General features: G+C 63.8%; 15 protein-coding genes and 1 pseudogene. 8 read left to right on the top strand and 8 right to left on the bottom strand.

Translation table 11 applies throughout. The annotated features are described in order from the left end of the window. Positions 1-5: 5 nt before the first annotated feature. Both ACWW36_RS17815 and ACWW36_RS17810 read right to left on the bottom strand, forming a co-directional pair. Positions 6-386: an ester cyclase gene (locus ACWW36_RS17815; protein ID WP_456142534.1), complete on the bottom strand. Its 381-nt coding sequence runs from the start codon at positions 384-386 to the stop codon at positions 6-8. Then, positions 377-1,459 carry a phosphotransferase gene (locus ACWW36_RS17810; protein ID WP_456137313.1) on the bottom strand — a complete coding sequence of 361 codons (1,083 nt, stop codon included), beginning with the start codon at positions 1,457-1,459 and terminating at the stop codon, positions 377-379. Before ACWW36_RS17810 ends, ACWW36_RS17815 begins: the two co-directional genes overlap by 10 nt. Positions 1,460-1,525: 66 nt before the next feature. On the opposite strand from ACWW36_RS17810, the gene ACWW36_RS17805 reads away from it, so the two are divergent. Further along, positions 1,526-2,155 carry a TetR/AcrR family transcriptional regulator gene (locus ACWW36_RS17805; RefSeq protein ID WP_456137312.1) on the top strand — a complete coding sequence of 210 codons (630 nt, stop codon included), beginning with the start codon at positions 1,526-1,528 and terminating at the stop codon, positions 2,153-2,155. Here ACWW36_RS17805 and ACWW36_RS17800 read toward each other — a convergent pair. The 3 genes from ACWW36_RS17800 to ACWW36_RS17790 all read right to left on the bottom strand — a co-directional run bounded on the left by ACWW36_RS17800 (position 2,112) and on the right by ACWW36_RS17790 (position 5,871). Next, positions 2,112-3,233 carry an alpha/beta fold hydrolase gene (locus tag ACWW36_RS17800; protein ID WP_456137311.1) on the bottom strand — a complete coding sequence of 374 codons (1,122 nt, stop codon included), beginning with the start codon at positions 3,231-3,233 and terminating at the stop codon, positions 2,112-2,114. The genes ACWW36_RS17805 and ACWW36_RS17800 overlap by 44 nt on opposite strands. Before the next feature lie 3 nt (positions 3,234-3,236). Next, a complete protein-coding gene (locus ACWW36_RS17795) occupies positions 3,237-4,850 on the bottom strand; it encodes a flavin-containing monooxygenase (RefSeq protein ID WP_456142533.1) in 1,614 nt (537 codons plus the stop codon). 100 nt (positions 4,851-4,950) lie between these two features. Continuing rightward, entirely contained in the window at positions 4,951-5,871 is a 921-nt protein-coding gene (locus ACWW36_RS17790; protein WP_456137310.1) for an acyl-ACP desaturase, read from the bottom strand. A 253-nt stretch (positions 5,872-6,124) separates the two neighbouring features. On the opposite strand from ACWW36_RS17790, the gene ACWW36_RS17785 reads away from it, so the two are divergent. Genes ACWW36_RS17785 through ACWW36_RS17770 form a run of 4 tightly spaced genes read left to right on the top strand, consistent with a single transcriptional unit; the run spans position 6,125 to position 10,036 of the window. Then, complete coding sequence (locus ACWW36_RS17785) at positions 6,125-7,123, top strand: aromatic ring-hydroxylating oxygenase subunit alpha (RefSeq protein WP_456137309.1); 999 nt, start codon at positions 6,125-6,127, stop codon at positions 7,121-7,123. Further along, on the top strand, positions 7,120-7,731 hold the full coding sequence (locus ACWW36_RS17780; RefSeq protein ID WP_456137308.1) for a cysteine hydrolase: 612 nt from the start codon (positions 7,120-7,122) through the stop codon (positions 7,729-7,731). Before ACWW36_RS17785 ends, ACWW36_RS17780 begins: the two co-directional genes overlap by 4 nt. After that, positions 7,728-8,342: a PaaI family thioesterase gene (locus tag ACWW36_RS17775; RefSeq protein ID WP_456137307.1), complete on the top strand. Its 615-nt coding sequence runs from the start codon at positions 7,728-7,730 to the stop codon at positions 8,340-8,342. The genes ACWW36_RS17780 and ACWW36_RS17775 overlap by 4 nt, the downstream gene beginning before the upstream one ends. An 8-nt stretch (positions 8,343-8,350) precedes the next feature. Next, positions 8,351-10,036 carry an acyl-CoA synthetase gene (locus ACWW36_RS17770; RefSeq protein WP_456137306.1) on the top strand — a complete coding sequence of 562 codons (1,686 nt, stop codon included), beginning with the start codon at positions 8,351-8,353 and terminating at the stop codon, positions 10,034-10,036. Here the strand turns inward: ACWW36_RS17770 and ACWW36_RS17765 are convergent. Continuing rightward, a complete protein-coding gene (locus ACWW36_RS17765) occupies positions 10,020-11,513 on the bottom strand; it encodes a coniferyl aldehyde dehydrogenase (RefSeq protein ID WP_456137305.1) in 1,494 nt (497 codons plus the stop codon). The genes ACWW36_RS17770 and ACWW36_RS17765 overlap by 17 nt on opposite strands. 112 nt (positions 11,514-11,625) lie before the next feature. Here ACWW36_RS17765 and ACWW36_RS17760 point away from each other — a divergent pair, with 112 nt between their 5' ends. From ACWW36_RS17760 to ACWW36_RS17750, 3 genes and pseudogenes are all read left to right on the top strand, one after another. Beyond that, positions 11,626-12,411 carry a coniferyl-alcohol dehydrogenase gene (locus tag ACWW36_RS17760; RefSeq protein WP_456137304.1) on the top strand — a complete coding sequence of 262 codons (786 nt, stop codon included), beginning with the start codon at positions 11,626-11,628 and terminating at the stop codon, positions 12,409-12,411. A gap of 83 nt (positions 12,412-12,494) precedes the next feature. Then, complete coding sequence (locus ACWW36_RS17755) at positions 12,495-13,703, top strand: cytochrome P450 (protein ID WP_456137303.1); 1,209 nt, start codon at positions 12,495-12,497, stop codon at positions 13,701-13,703. A gap of 4 nt (positions 13,704-13,707) precedes the next feature. Beyond that, positions 13,708-13,824, top strand: a pseudogene (locus tag ACWW36_RS17750) (TetR/AcrR family transcriptional regulator); the annotation flags it as partial. Positions 13,825-13,899: 75 nt separating this feature from the next. On the opposite strand, the gene ACWW36_RS17745 reads toward ACWW36_RS17750, so the two are convergent. Together ACWW36_RS17745 and ACWW36_RS17740 are read right to left on the bottom strand one after the other, a co-directional pair. Then, positions 13,900-14,748, bottom strand: a complete 849-nt coding sequence (locus tag ACWW36_RS17745) for a mycofactocin-coupled SDR family oxidoreductase (RefSeq protein ID WP_456137302.1) — start codon at positions 14,746-14,748, stop codon at positions 13,900-13,902. Next, positions 14,748-16,217 carry an aldehyde dehydrogenase family protein gene (locus ACWW36_RS17740; RefSeq protein ID WP_456142532.1) on the bottom strand — a complete coding sequence of 490 codons (1,470 nt, stop codon included), beginning with the start codon at positions 16,215-16,217 and terminating at the stop codon, positions 14,748-14,750. The genes ACWW36_RS17745 and ACWW36_RS17740 overlap by 1 nt, the downstream gene beginning before the upstream one ends. Positions 16,218-16,278 lie beyond the last annotated feature (61 nt).

Here is a 16,278-nt window from a genome sequence, read left to right as displayed (position 1 = left end):
TTCAGTCACTTCCAGTACCCCGATTTGTAGCCGCAGTTCCACACTTCGACGATCTTGCCGTCGACGACATGAAACACCTCGATGCTGGCGATGGGGACTTCGTCACCCCCGGCCGTCGTCCCGGTCATCTGGTAGACGATCGCGACATTTTTCCCGTCGTCACCAGCCACGACGATGGGAAGGTCGAAGTGCAACTTGTCGAACATCGCCCAGTTGTCCTTGACCCGCTGGACCGCCTGTGCGTGGGTCAAGGTCGTCACCTCTTCCACGTCGTGGCGGATCACGGTGTCTCCGATCAACTCCTCGGCCAGCTCGAAATTGCGTTCGTTCCAGACCACGTAGTTGTACAGCTCCACCACCTCACGGGCGGTACGAGTCATCCGAATACCTCCACAGCCTCGATGTCATCGATGGTGGCCACCGCTCGCTCGACGAGCCGCATACACAGTTGGCGCGATCGCTCGGGCAGAGCATCCCAACTGAGCAGAGGCATGGCCGGTAGCACCAGCCAGTATGCAACCGCAAAACGATAGTCTCGCCAAGCCTCGTCGAAGCTGTAGTCGTTGACGCCATGCTCGCCGAGCCGCTCGAGGTACTCGCGAACCATCGCTTCGTCTCTTCCACGACGCACCTCGGTGGGCAGACCCTGGCTGACGAGATAACCGATGTCGTTGGCGCCGCCGCCCTTGGCCGCAAGCTGGAAATCGACCAGCTTCAGTTGGTCGCCCGAAAAGAACATGTTGTCGGCCCGGATGTCACCGTGCACCAACATCGAACGCTCGCTCAGCGCTTGGATAGCAGTCGGGGCGAGCTCTGCGAACCGTTCGGCAAAGCGTGCGACGTAGGGCGGGATGGCCGCGCTCGTCTTGTCGCAGTACACGCTCCAGGCCGGAGCGAACGCGGCGGGCAGCAGGTCGCGCGTCACCGGTGTGTCGAGACTCGGAAACGCCTCTAAGACATCGGTATTCGCCGGGTACATTGACCACGCATGAAGGCCCGCCAACTGCGCCATACACGAGCGAGCGCGGTCCAGCGATAGACCCGCGAGATGATCAGCGTTGTCCCAATCGCGCAAATCCTCCAGCACCAACACGAAATCCGCATTGTTCTCGGCCATCCGACCGACGTACGCATGCGGAGTTCCGATCGGCGCATGGCCCGCGACACGTTGATAGAACGCCACCTCGCGTGCGTAGCCGCCCATCATCACCATGGCTTGCCCGGCCTCTGACTCAGCTGGAAGCTTGACGATCACGCTGCTCGGCACTCCGTCGCCAGCCAGATGCGCTCGATACAGCCGCGATGAGAACCCGCTGTCGAGCGCAATCTGCTCGACAGCGATCCCGGTGACGGTGGCAGTGTCGGAAACCCCGTCGTCGCAACGCAGGGCGGCAGTCATCCATTCGGCGTTGAGGTCGTCGATTGTCGACGGCACGGCCGCCATCCCCGAAGTCACCATCGACCCTCTCCAAAGAAATTTGACGCAGAACAACTAAGTTAATTGTCGAGCGTCTAATATTCAAGGGTGCCTTCTCCAGCCCGAGGGTTGACGCAGCCCGAACGCGTCGAGACCTCCAACCGGCGTCTGCTTCACGCCGCAGCGGAACTCATCGTCGAAAAGGGCTGGGAAGCAACGACCGCCGCGGAGATTGGTCGGCGTGCGGGATACAGCCGGGCCATGGTGCATGCGAGATACGGCAGCAAGGACGCCATCCTCGAGGAGTTCCTCAGGGAATACGTGAAGCGGCTCAACCCCGACCCCGATCCCAAGACCAGCGGTATGCAGCAGGTGCTCGCCCACTTCGATCGGATCGAGGAGATTTACGCCGAGGATCCCGAACTCCTCCGTGCCATGTTCGTCGCCACCTTCGAAGCTGTTAAAACGACGTCCCCGTTGCGCGAGCGGGTTCGGAGTCAGCTTCAAGGCGGCGCCGTCAAAGTCGAGGTAGGTCTTCGCAACGGCATCGACGACGGGTCGGTCCGTCCGGACGTCGATATCGAACCTGCAGTCAGGGACATCACGTCGGCCGTGTTCGGTATCGCATATCAATGGGTTGTCATATCCGAAGAGCATGATCTCAAGGTCGAACTCGATTGCATGAGGGCACGGCTCATTCGCGACTACGGCTCGAAGCCTGCTCGGAAACGCCGGTGAGGAAGCGCTCCGACACGGCCTGCACCCGTCGGGAAAACAGGTGCCCCGCATGGCTTCCGTCGTGCCAGAACAGCTCGCCGCCCCACCGCTCATGTAGCGCAAGAGCAGGCTCGCGCAACGCCATCCGGTCGTGCCAGGCGCCAATAATGAGGCGACGTTCGGGTGGCGGCGTTGGCTCGGCAGCCAGCAGATCGACCGGCGACGCCAACCGCGCCACGGTCGCGGACCGCAGTACGTCACTGACATCCCGGACCGACGGACCCCACCGGCCAAGGTGCTGCGCGATCATCGCGTTGAGCCCGAAAATCGGCGTATACACCGCCACGGCGTCCACCGTCTCGAGATGCGACACCAGGGCCGCGACCGGACTACCCATGGACACACCGGATATCGCTATCGCTGTGGACTGCGGCTGCAGCCAGCGCACGACCGCTCTGACCTCCGAAACGGCGCGCATCATCCCTGCCACGTTGGCCAGCGGGTCCATGTTCGGATAGGCCGGCCACGCCTTGCGACGGACACCGTGGCCCGGCTGCACCGGCAGCGCGATGTTCAAACCGAGCTCGCTCTGAATGCGCCGGACGCGCGAAAACAACAGATCCATCGGCTGTCCCTGACCTGCACCGTGCACCCATACCAGCCACGGTCGCCGGTCATCGCCCTGTCGGCACAGGTGTACCGCTGCGGTTGCAGGCCCCCCGAGGCCTTCGACGGTCAATGACCGCGGCAGCAGGGGGTCGTGATCGAACGTCAGCCGCTCGTACATCAAGTGTCCGAACCGCTGGCGTCGTATCGCCTTCACGCGCAATGGCTCCGGCTCAGCATGGGCGCCGACTCCCAGCTCTGACAATTCCTCGGCCGCGGCCGCGCACGCCTGCTCCTGACGCTCCAACTTCGGCGGCGGTGCCGTCAACGTCATACCCGTCAGCGCCGCCTCGTCCATCAGAACCTCACCGAAAAGGCGAAGGCCACTCGGCGACAGCGGATTCCACCCCTCCGACCGCAGCGCCGCATGCGCCCGCGGCAGCACGCCCAAGACATCGCTGCCGATCCGCCAAGCACGCTCCGTCGTCTTCATCGGCTACGCGAGCTTGAAGCCCGTATATCCGGCCGCCGCAATCTCGTCACACCGCCGACGGTATTCCGGAATCCCCGCCGTGTAGCCCATGTACATCCGTTTCTTGCCGGGAACATTTCCCCCGTTGTACCAGGAATTGCAGGTCGGGTGGACGAGTACGGTCGGCGCCACCAAGGACGTCGTGTGTTCGATCCACTCGCGCTGGGCGTCGGGCAGCGCTTCGATTGTTTGGTAGTCATGGGCGCGCAGATACGCGATGCAGTCGCCGATCCATTCCACGTGCTGCTCGAGGGCGGCGACGAAATTGGTTGCCGCCGAAGGGCTTCCGGGTGCCTGGACGATGAATAGGTTAGGAAATCCCGCGACGGCCAGGCCGAGGTACGAGTACGGACCCTCCGACGCCCAGAACTCACGCAGTGACATGCCGTTGCGCCCGCGTATGTCCATGCGCGTCAGCGCGCCCGTCATCGCGTCGAAACCGGTGGCATAGATGATCACGTCGAGCTCGTACAACCCCTGCTCGGTATTGATGCCGGTGGCGGTCACCTCGCGAATCGGCCCCTTGCGCAGGTCGACCAGGGTCACGTTGTGGCGGTTGAACGTCTCGTAGTAGCCCTGGTCGATGATTGGGCGCTTACAGCCGAATGGATGACTTGGCACCAGGGACGCCGCGGTTTCCGGATCCTCGACGACGCGGGCCACGGCCTCGCCGTAGAGCTGAGCCGCCATTTGGTTGGCCTCGATATCGAAGAAGATGTCACCCCAGCTAAGCGCCCCGATGACGCCGTTCTCGTCGATGGCCCGCAACTGCTCCTCGCGCGTGGCCGTCTTTAGAGGCGGCTTGGCGAGCATCTCAAGCAACACGGAGAAGGCGCTGAGCCGCGCCGCGCCGACCGGGTGCTGGCGCTGCGCCGCACGGATCTCGTCGTACCTTGACTTCATCTGGTCGAGCTCGCCCGGTTCGAACGGCCGCACCTGCCACGGCAGCGTATAGGCCGGCGAGCGCTGAAACACCGTCAAATGTGCGGCTTGCCGCGCCACGACCGGAATCAGTTGCACGCCTGTCGAACCGGTGCCGATGACCCCTACCCGCTTGCCGGTGAGCTCAACATCCTCCTTCGGCCAGCAGCTCGTGTAGAGGGACGGCCCCGCAAACGAATCCATTCCCGGTATTTGAGGTTCGAGGGGCACCGAAAGAATTCCGGCCGCCGCAACCACGAACGGAGCGACGAACGTCTCCCCGGCCCAGGTCTCGACCAGCCATTCGCCTGCGTCCTCGTCGAAGGTCATCGCGACGACCTCGGTGTTGAACGAGATGTCGCGGCGCAGGTCGAGCCGGTCGGCGACGAAGTTGAGGTAGGCCTCGATCTCGGGCTGGGTCGGCATCGTCTCGGTCCACACCCACTCCTGCTGGATCTCGTCGGAGAAACTGTAGGAGTACTCGATGCTCTCGATGTCGCACCGCGCACCGGGATACCGGTTGAACAGCCATGTCCCGCCGACGTTTTCGGCCATCTCCAGCACGCGCGTCCGGACGCCGAGTTCGCGAAGCCGGTGCAGCGCGTAGAGGCCGGAGAATCCGGCGCCAATCACGATCGCGTCGAAGCGAGTAGGCATGGTCACAAGTCGGCACCTCACGTTCTTCGGCTAGAACCTGATACTGTAACGATTACAGTATCAGGGCCAGGCCGGGAGCGATCGCGAAATCTACCTTGCTCTACCGTGCCGAGGTAACCAGTCGTTCTTCGCGACGCTGGTCGTAGTAGGAGGCCTTTTCCTCCACCAGATCGAGAAATGCCGCCAGTTCGTCTCGCGCGCGAACTCCTTCACCGTCGAAATCCTCGCGCTCGAAAACTCCCCAGAATCGCAACACCGGACGCACGACATCGTCCAAATGCGAACGCAGGTCGTAGATGCCGGCCTTGGCGATCGCAATAGCATTCTCCGCGAACCCCGGCATCGTGCTACCCGGCATCTGGAAGTTGATCACTTCGCGCGCGATCGCCTGCATTGTCGCGTTCGGCGCAATGTCAAGCGCAGCGTCCACCAGGTTCCGGTAGAAGACCATGTGCAGGTTCTCATCGGTCGCAATTCGCGTCAGGAGTTGTTCCGCGATAGGACATCCAGATGCCCGGCCGGTGTTGCGGTGGCTGATCCGCGTCGCCAGTTCCTGAAAGGACACGTACGCCAAGGCCTCTATCGGCGATTTGTCGCCCGAGTCGTAGCCGGCCGCCATATGCAGCATGCGACCGCGCTCAAGAGCTTCGGGATCGACGCCGCGGGTAACGAGAAGATAGTCGCGGATCGCGATGGCGTGACGCCCCTCCTCGGCCGTCCACTGACCGACCCACTGGCCCCAGGCGCCATCACGCCCGAAACGCGTCGCGATTTCGCGGTGGTAGGACGGCAGGTTGTCCTCGGTCAGAAGGTTCACGATCATGGCGGCTTTGGAAACCTCGTCGAGCTGGGAATCCGCTGGAGTCCAGTCCTGACCGCCCAAGAAAGCGAAGTCGCGCCCACGGCTCCAGGGAACGTAGTCATGGGGATTCCAGGGCTTCGCCTTCGCGAGGTGGCGGTTGAGGTTCTCCTCCACCACCGGTTCCAGCTCTATGAGTAGTGCCTGTTGGGTGGTCGTCATCGAGACTCTCCCGGGGCTTCTAGTCTCTTACCTACGGCTGCGTAACCTACGCTACCGTAGGTTTACGGAAAATCAAGGGCGGATCAGTGGTCGTGTTCAAATTTGCTGACCGACAGCCTGTTTCGCGACAGACGTACTGCGGCGCATCTACTCGACGGCCCTGGTCACCACCGTCCGCGCTTCTCGATCTTGCCCTTTGCGGAAATCTATACTGTAATCGATTTAGTATCCATCGACTCAAGAGGCGGCTGGCGTGAAAGTCCCGTTTACCTGGAAGGTCACCGGCTGGTTCATGGTCGGCTGGTCGGCCGAGTTTCCACAGGGCGATGTCCGTCCCCTTCGGTACTTCGGTGAGGACCTCGTCGCCTACCGCGACGACTCGGGCGATCTACATGTGCTGTCAGGCCACTGCCGACATCTCGGCGCCCATATCGGCCATGGGGGCAAAGTGGTCGGCGACTGTGTCGAGTGCCCGTTCCACGGGTGGCGGTGGGGACCCGACGGGACCAACCGCTATATCCCGTACCAGCCGGACAGGCCCAACAAGGCGCTCAAGCTTCGGGTGTTCCCGGTCATGGAGCAGCACGGCTGCGTATTCGTCTGGCATCAACCCCAGGGCAAAGAGCCCCAGTGGGAGATGCCGGACATCTTCACATCGTTTCCGCAGTTCGAGACTGACCCATCGGCGTATTACCGTCCGTACCCGGAGTTTTCACGCAGGACCGAGAACGAACCGGTGCACCCGCAGATCGTGGCGGAGAACGGCCCCGACAGCTCTCACTTTCACTATGTGCACGGAGCCACGGTGACGCCGGTGAACCTGGAGTGGCGGATCGTCGACCAACAATGGCAGTTCCTCACGGGCTGGCCGGATGCGCGCAGCGACGACCCGGACAAGATGGCGCTGCACATCCACAGCCACATGTTCGGTCTCGGGGGTGCGATCAGCGTGTTCGAGGGATCGTCGAATCACCGGCTGATCTTCGCCGTGACCCCTGTAGAGGACGGGCTTTCGACGATGTTCTACTCGATTTGGTGGCCCAAGATCGACGGGGAGACCTCCGCCGTGCCACCCGACAAGGTGCGCGAACACGTCGAGAAGCAGTTCCTGCGCACCGTATGGGAAGACTTGGACATCTGGCGCTACCAGGAGTACGTCGAGAATCCGCCGCTGGCGAAGATCGATGCGAAACCCTATATGGCGCTGAGGAAATGGGCTACGCAGTTCTACGAAGTTCCTGCATCGGTATGAAAATGAACCTCGCCGACCTCGCGGCGCCAGCACACACCGCGATCGTCACACAGGAGTGTCAGGGCGCGGTCGTCGGGCCCAACGCCGGGCTCGCGGTGCTGGCCGAGGAGGCGCGCCGTGAAGCCGTGCCCAACATCGAGCGATTGTTGCCCGCGGCGCGCGATGCCGGTGTCAAGGTCGTGCACTGCCTCGTGCAACGGCGAGCCGACGGCCTCGGCGGCAACCACAACGCAAAGATCTTCGCCATCGGTTCAAACGTCGCCATCGAGCCGGGCACTGAGGGCGCGGAGCTCCTGCCCGAACTCGGCCCTGCGCCAACCGATGTCGTGCTTCGCCGGTCACACGGCATCGGGCCGATGGGTGGCACCGACCTCGACGCCACCCTGCGCAACCTCGGCGTCTCGACCATCGTCGCTGTCGGCGTGTCGGTCAACGTGGCGATCACCAACCTCGTCATGGACGCCGTCAACATGGCGTACCGCGTGGTGGTTCCGCGGGACGCGGTTGCCGGCATCCCCACCGAGTACGCCACTTCGATCATCGACAACACGCTGTCGTTGTTGGCGACGATCACGACAACCGACGAACTCATCAAGGCGTGGAAGTGACCGACACCGACAACGAAATTCGCGAATTCGCAAGGGTCGACCCCGTCGAGGCACCACCGGAGATGGCTCGATGCATGGCCGCTGTGCGGCGGCTGCAGGACATCGTGGTGTCGACGAACCCCGACGCCGCGCTGTGGGACGACACGGCCGAGGTCATCGAGGGCGTCTGCGCGCGTCTGGAGGAGCACAAGGCACCGGCGGGCGTGGCGCCGGCCGGGCGTGCCCGTCACCTGCCCGGGCTTGGTCATCCCCTGGTGCCGCCGTGGCGGATCCTGGAGTCGGGATCCGACGAGGTCACGATGCAGGGCCACTTCAGCCGCTTCCACGTCGGCGGAAACGGCGCAGTCCACGGCGGGGTGATTCCGCTGTTTTACGACTGGCACTTCGGCATGGTCGTTTCCGCGGCGGGTCGTCCCGACAGCAGGACCGCTTATCTGCATGTGGACTACCGTCAGGTCACGCCCACCGATGAGCCGTTGGCGGCGCGGGCGTGGATAGAGTCCGTCGACGGACGAAAGGCGTTTGTCAGGGCGACGATGACCGACTCGGACGGCAACGTACTATCCGAGGCCAATGGTCTGATGATCAAGCTGCTCCCGCACCAGCCCTGAGAGGCACGATGTCTGATTCGCTCGTGACGTCCGCGGCGTCCGACTCCGCAACACAATTCACCGTCCCGGCCGCCGCCGATATCGTCACCGCCGCGATCGGCGATCGAGAATTCATCGTCCAGGGCAACCGCCGCTACACATACGCGCAGACCGTCGAGCGCGCCAACCGTCTCGCGGCATACCTGCATTCCCGAGGATTGGGCGCCAAGACCGAGCGTTCGGTGCTCGGCGGTCACGAAGTCGGCCAGGACCTGCTGGGCATCTATGCCCACAACGGACCCGAGTACGTCGAAGCGATGCTGGGCTCCTGGCGGGCCCGGGTAGCGCCGTTCAACGTCAACTATCGCTACGTCAAGAACGAACTGCACTATCTGCTCGCCGACTCGGGTGCCACCGCGCTGATCTACCACGCGACGTTCGCGCCGCGGGTCGCCGACGTGCTGCCCCAGCTGCCACACCTTCGCGTGCTGATCCAGATCGCGGACGGATCGGGCAACGATCTGGTCCACGGCGCTGTGGACTACGAATCGATCGTCCGGTCGGGCGTTGCCGTGCTGCCGCCGGAGGAGCCGTCACCCGACGATCTGTATGTGCTGTACACCGGCGGCACGACGGGCATGCCGAAAGGTGTGCTGTGGCGTCAGCACGACATCTTCATGACGTCGTTCGGCGGCCGCAGCCTCTACACCGGCGAGCTGGCCAACTCCTACGAGGACATCGCCAAACGGGTTGTGGAGGCACCGGAATCGCGGCTCATGATCCTGCCCCCGCTGATGCACGGGGCTGCGCAGTGGGCGGTCATGACGGCGATGACGACCGGTCAGACGGTGGTGTTCTCCACGGTCACCGACCGATTCGACGCCGACGAAGTGGTCCGCACGATCGAGCGCGAGAACGTGATGGCCGTGACCGTCGTCGGTGACGCGATGGCGCGACCACTCGCAGAAGCCATCGAACGCGGCACGGCCGACCTCTCGTCGCTGGCAGTGGTGGCCAACGGCGGGGCGCTGCTGACCCCGACCGCCAAACAGCGGCTCATCGACGTCAAGCCCGGCTTGATCGTCGTCGACGGCGTCGGCTCTTCGGAGACCGGTGCGCAGATGACTCATATGTCGGCGCCGGGCGCGGTGTCGACCGGAACGTTCAACGCCGGCCCGGACACGTTTGTGGCGAGCGAGGATCTCAGCACAATCCTCGAACCGGGTCACGACGGAATCGGTTGGCTCGCGCAGCGGGGCTATGTGCCCTTGGGCTACAAGGGAGACGCGGCCAAAACCGCGGCGACCTTCCCGGTCATCGACGGCGTGCGCTACTCAGTCCCCGGTGATCGCGCACGCCACCTCGCCGACGGTTCAATCGAACTGCTTGGCCGCGACTCGGTGACCATCAACTCCGGCGGTGAGAAGATCTTCGCCGAGGAGGTCGAGACAGCGATCGCGTCGCATCCCGCGGTCGCCGACGTGGTGGTCTCGGGCCGGCCGAGTGAACGGTGGGGCCAGGAAGTCGTAGCGATCGTCGCGCTCGTCGACGGCGCGATCGTCGAGGCGCAGGAATTGATCGACCACGCCGCGGGCTCCATCGCCCGCTACAAGATTCCGAAGGCGATTGTGTTCAGGCCGGTCATCGAGCGCAGCCCCGCGGGTAAGGCCGACTATCGGTGGGCGCGCGAACAGGCCATCAGCGGCGGCGCTTGAGCCGGCGTCGCGTGCGGCTGCGCGCCATCCGTAGCGCAACATCGACGCCGGCTTTCATCGAACCGCTGAACGGCGGGGCCGCCCGACCGGTGATGGAAAAGGGTAGATCCGTGCCGACCACGGTCCGGTAATGACTGAACGCGTCGAATCCGGCCTTGCCGTGGTAAGCACCCATGCCGCTGCGGCCGACGCCTCCGAATGGAGCGGCCGACGGAATCATCTGGGCGCCAAAGTCATTGCGCGCCACTCCCCCGCTACGCGTATTGCTGACGAACTGCCGGAACTCGTCGTTGTCGGGGCCGTACCAGTACGCCACGAGCGGCGCGGGTCGGCCGTTGATGAAGTCGACGGCGTCCGACAATTGTGAGTACGGCCTGACCACCAGGACGGGGCCGAAGATCTCCTCGTCGGCGATTCTCATTCGTTCGTCGACGCCGCGCACGATGGTGGGCGCGATCTTTCGGGCGCCGCGATCGGGCAGCGACTCCCCGGCCGGAGTGACGGCCTCGACGCGGGCCCCCTTGGCCGCGGCATCGTCGACCAAACCCACGACCCTGTCGAAGTTGGCGTGGTTGACCGAGGAGCAGTAGTCGTCGTTGTCGAGGATTGACGGGAACATCGCCCGCCACGTATTCCGAGCCGCATCGACGAACGCGTCGACTCGGTCGTCGGGCACGAAAACGTAGTCGGGACAGATGCATACCTGTCCGCCGTTGATCATGCGTGCCTGAGCGACTCGGGCCGCCGACCGCTCGAGATCCGCGTCGCGCGAGACGACGACGGGATTCTTTCCGCCCAATTCCAGCGTCACCGGCACGAGGTTCTGCGCGGCGGCCTGTTGCACCAGTGCGCCGACCGACGGTGAACCGGTGAAGAACAAGTGGTCGAAGGGCAGCGCGGAGAATGCGGCCGCGACATCGGGTCCGCCGGTGATGACGTCGAGTTCGGTCGAGTCGAAGTACTTCGGCGCGGTGGACTTCAGCAGCTCCGCGGTGTTCGGGGTGACCTCCGACATCTTGATCATCACCCGATTGCCCGCTGCGAAAGCCGCCGAGGCGGGCAGCACGACGAGATTGAGTGGGAAGTTCCACGGGCCGATGATCCCGACGACGCCCAACGGTGACGGCTGGACCTCGGCCCTCAGGCCGAACAGCCGCGCGGCGCGCATGAGTTTGGTGGCCCGCATCCACTGCGGCACATGCGATCTGGTGTGCTCGATCACCGAAATCATGCCCAGGATCTCGGTGAACAGCATGCCGGTTTTCGGACGCGTGCCGTAGTCAGCGGCCATGGCCTCGACGAATTCGTCGGCGTTGTCCAACACGAGCGCGACCAGTCGGTCGATCCGGTTGCGCCGCGCGGCCACACTGGGTGGACCATCGGCGACAAACGCGTGCCGTTGGCGCTCGAGAGCCGCGCGCATGGCGTCCCGCTGACCGTCGACCGTGCTCTCGACCCGCTCGTGCGTTGTGCTCATCGACCGTCCCGTGCTCATTGTCTGGCGGACCAGAATTGTTTACTGTCGTCCTTACAGTCGGCCATTCGATGATACGCCGGCAGCACAACGTGGCGGGAAGGAACGGGTGTCCATGAGTGGCGGACGACGCAGGATTGTGGTGGTCGGCGCGGGATCGGGCATCGGCGCGGCCGTCGCCGCGCACTTCCATAGCCGCGGTGACCACGTGTTGGCGGTCGACGTGCGCGCGCACGAGACGCCCGCATCGGAATACGCACAGTGCGACCTGCGAGATGCGGCCAGTATCAACGCATTGGTGGATCAGATCGGTCCTGGCTGGGACATGCTGGCACACGTCGCGGGCATCCCTGGCACGGCGCCCGCAGCCGACGTGCTGAAGGTGAACTACCTCGGCATGCGACTGATGACCGAAGGCATGCTGCCGCTGCTGCGCCAGGGCGGTTCGGTCGTCGCCGTAGCGTCGACGGCCGCGCTTGGCTGGGACCAGCGCATCGACATCCTTTCCGGCCTGCTCGAGCTCACCGACGCCGACGCCGTCGAGCAATGGCAGGCGGCGCAGGACCCGAACTATCCGGTCTACACCACGTCCAAGCAGGCGGTGATCCTGTACAGCAGGCGTCTCGCCGGCCCGGCGTGGACGAAGTACGGGGTGCGCATCAACACCGTGAGCCCGGGCCCCGTGGAGACCCCGATTCTGTCCGACTTCGAGCAGACCATGGGCAAAGACGTTCTCGACATGTGCCGATCCACGGTCGGCCGGCACGCGACCGTCGACGATGTCGTCCCGGTCATCGAATTCCTCGGTTCGCCGCAGGCCCGCTGGATCACCGGGCAGGACATTCACGTCGACGGCGGCTTCATCTGCTCGATGACGGCCGGAACACCGATTGAGCTGTAGATACCGGATCGTATTCCTATACTGTAATATTTACAGTACCTATAGCAGGATGCCTGTCCATTCGACGATGCGGGAGATCAGCGGTGGAAAGCCCCGTGCAGGACGTCACGGTCGACGAAAGCTTCGACCTCCTTCGTGACCCCTACCCGCTCTTTGCGCAGAAGCGCAAAGAGTCTGGTGTCTTCAAGGGCAGCGTCATGGATTGGTCCAAGACACCCGAATCGATGATTCCTGAGCACCTCTACGCCGCGGTGTCTTTCGACGCCGTCAACCGGGTGTTCCGCGACGGCAAGGTGTTCAACTCCCACATCTATGACAGCACCATCGGACTGTTCATCGGGCCGACCATTCTCGCAATGGAAGGCAAAAAGCATTGGGAACACCGCAATCTCGTGTCCGCGGCGTTCAAGTCGAAGTCATTGCTGCGATGGGAACCCGAAATCGTCCGTCCCGTCGTCAACTCGCTGATCGACGAGTTCATCGGCAACGGCGAGGCCGATCTGGTGCGCGACTTCACATTCGAGTTTCCGACCCGTGTCATCTCGAAACTGTTGGGCCTGCCCGAAGAGGACCTGCCATGGTTCCGCAAGCGCGCAGTCGAATTGATCAGCTACACCGTCAAGTACAAGCGCGCCTTCGAGGCGTCCGCGGCTTTGAAGGACTACTTCCTCGACCAGATCGACAAGCGGCGGTCGAAGCCGACCGAGGACATCATCGGCGATTTGGTGACGGCGGAGATCGACGGCGAAAAGCTCAGCGACGAAGCCATCTTTTCGTTCCTGCGGCTGTTGCTGCCCGCCGGTCTGGAAACCACGTACCGCTCGTCGGGAAACCTGCTGTATTTGTTGCTCACCCATCCCGAACAGTTCCAGGCGGTACACGCCGATCATGACCTCATACCGGCGGCCATCGAGGAGGGCCTGCGGTTCGAGACGCCGTTGACCACGGTGCACCGGTACGCCATGGAGGACGTCGAGGTCGAGGGCGTGAGCATTCCCAAGGGCGCGGTGATCGACGTGTGCATCGGTTCGGCCAACCATGACGAGAAGCGGTGGGAGCGTTCGGAGCAGTTCGATATCTTCCGGAAACGGCTGCCGCACATCTCTTTCGCCGCCGGCGAGCATACGTGCATGGGCCTTCACCTTGCGCGGATGGAAACCCGTGTTGCCGTCGAATGCTTGTTGACCCGGTTGACGAACATCAAGCTCGTCACCGACGACAATCCACACATTTGGGGCCAGCCGTTCCGGTCACCGACGGCAATTCCGGTGACGTTCGACCCCGTCGGGTAGTCCGATGCCGCAGCGACGCAGGCGCCGCGAACGCGGGTCGATATCCGTCGATGCAATCCTCAGTGGCGCCTTCGATGTCGCGACGGAGGTCTCGATCGACAACTTGAGCATGCCGCTTCTATTCAGCCGAACGTGAGCTTGTTGTCGACAAATCAACAAAATTTCGCGCATAACTTCACGTTCGGCGCCGCGGGACTCAACCCTTGAACGGCTTTGCTTTGACGAATCCGCCTGCGTCCACCCGCAGCTGCGTACCGGTGATGAATCGTGACTCGTCGCTGGCCAAGAACACCACGGCGTTCGACACGTCCTGCGGCTCGATGTAAGGGATCGGCATAGCCTGCATCGCTGGGAAAGCTGCCTCGGCCTCTTCGCGCGTCGGCGACGTCAAGTCCGGCCGGAACACCTGATACAAGCCTTCGTTGTGCAGCATGTCGGTGTTCACATTCGTCGGATGCAGCGCGTTGACGCGAATCATGCGCTTGGCCAACTGGATCGACAGATCGTTGACGTAGTGGGCGACGATCTGCTTGGCGAAGCTGTAGGCAGAGCCGCCGGGGCCCTGGGTCGTCGAGCTGCCTAGTTGCGCGGCCAACGAACCGGTCGCGATGATCGACGCGCCGTCGTTCACGTGCGGCAGGCTCGCCTGAATCACGTTGAAAACACCGACCAGATCGGTGTCGATGGTGTCCGACCACGACTGAATGGTCTGGCCCTTGCCCATCGGACAGATGCCGGCGTTGGCCACGACGATGTCCAGGCAACCCAGCTCGTTGACGCCGTCTTCGATCGCCTTCCACACCGCGCCACGCTCACGCACGTCCACGATGGCCGTGTGCACCCGCACGCCTTCCTTCTCCGCGAGCCGAGCAGTCTCGTCGAGGTCCTCCGGCCTCGCCAGCGGATAGGTGTTGCCCTCCAGGTCGGCGCAGATGTCCAGCGCAATAATGCTGGCACCCTCGGCGGCAAGATTCACCACATGCGATCTCCCCTGACCGCGGGCCGCACCCGACACCACCGCAACTTTGTTGTCTAGCTTCCCCATTAGCCCTCTTTCTGTCGGGGCATCCGGCACCCGATGGTCTTGGTTTCGAGATACTGCTGAAAACCCTCGATGCCGCATTGGCGCCCGACACCGCTGTTCTTGTAGCCGCCGAACGGTGCGTCGGCACCGTAGAACATTCCGCCGTTGACTCCAAACGAACCCGTACGGATGCGGCGCGCAATGTTCATGCCGCGTTCCGTCGACGCCGACATCACCGCGCCGGACAACCCGTACGCGCTGTCGTTGGCGATACGCACGGCTTCGTCGTCGTCATCGAACGGGAGCATGATCAGCACCGGGCCGAACACCTCTTGCTGCGCGATCGCGGCGCTGTTGTCGACGCCGACGACCACGGTCGGCTGCACGAAGTGGCCGCCGGCCAGGTGCTCGGCCACGTTCTCGACCGGTCCCCCGCCGGTGGTGATCGTCGCGCCGTCGCGGCGGGCCTGGTCGATCGCGTCCAGCACGCGGCCCTTCTGGGCGGCGCTGATCACCGGTCCGACAAGCGTTTCCGGCTGGATGGGATCACCGACGGGGACCGCTTGATAAGCCGCGGTCACGTTCGCGACGGCCTCATCGAACAACGACCGGTGCACCAACAGCCGTGTGGTCGCTGCGCAGGCCTGCCCGGCGTGCACGCACACTCCGACCGCCGTCATGACGATCCGGGCGGGGTTCGCGTCATCGAGCACGATCGACACCGATTTGCCGCCCAGCTCGAGGAACATCCGCTTCATCGTGTCGGCGCCCTGCCGCATCAACAGCTTTCCGACGGCTGTGGACCCGGTGAACGAAATCATGTCGACGCGGGGATCCGTGCCCAGGATTCCGGCGACCTCGTTGGACGGTGTCGGAACGACGTTGACCACACCGGCAGGGATGTCCGTGTGCTCGGCGATCAGCCGGCCGAGTCTCGTGGCGTTCCAAGGCGTGTTCGGGTCGGGTTTGAGCACCACGGTGTTTCCCGTCGCCAGTGCCGGGCCGAGCTTGTTGAGGATCACCTCGATCGGGAAATTGGACGGCGTGATCGCCGCGACGACGCCGACGGGCTCCTTGACTACCGTGCGTACATTGCGATCGCCGAACAAGGCGCCGCCGTCGAGCGTGCGCTCCCATTCGAAGTCGTCGATCAGCCGGGATGGGTAACGCAACGCGTCCGCCAACGGCCAATCGAGTTGCGCGGATTGGGTCGTCATCATGGGGCAGCCGACCTCGGCGATCAGTTCTTCACGCAGGTCGTCCTGTTCGGATTCGATCGCCGACTGCAGCTGTTCGAGGCAGCGCTTGCGCAGAGCACGGTTGGTCGACCAGTCGGATTCGTCGAAGGCGCGACGCGCGGCGGCGATTGCCCGTTCCATGTCCGGCGGGTCGGCGGCGGCGGTGTCGCCCAGCACCAGACCGGTCGCAGGGCTGACGTTGTCGAACCGGGCGCCGGATGTCGCCTCCACCAGCTGCCCGTCGATAAGCATTCGCGGTTCGGCGCGTTTGGCTGCCCGCCTGCCTACGTCGACGCTGGTCTCGGTCCGTTCT

It is taken from the genome of Mycobacterium sp. MMS18-G62 (assembly GCF_053877835.1).
Note: the sequence above shows the minus strand (reverse complement) of the source record. Positions and strands in the feature narration are given on the sequence as shown.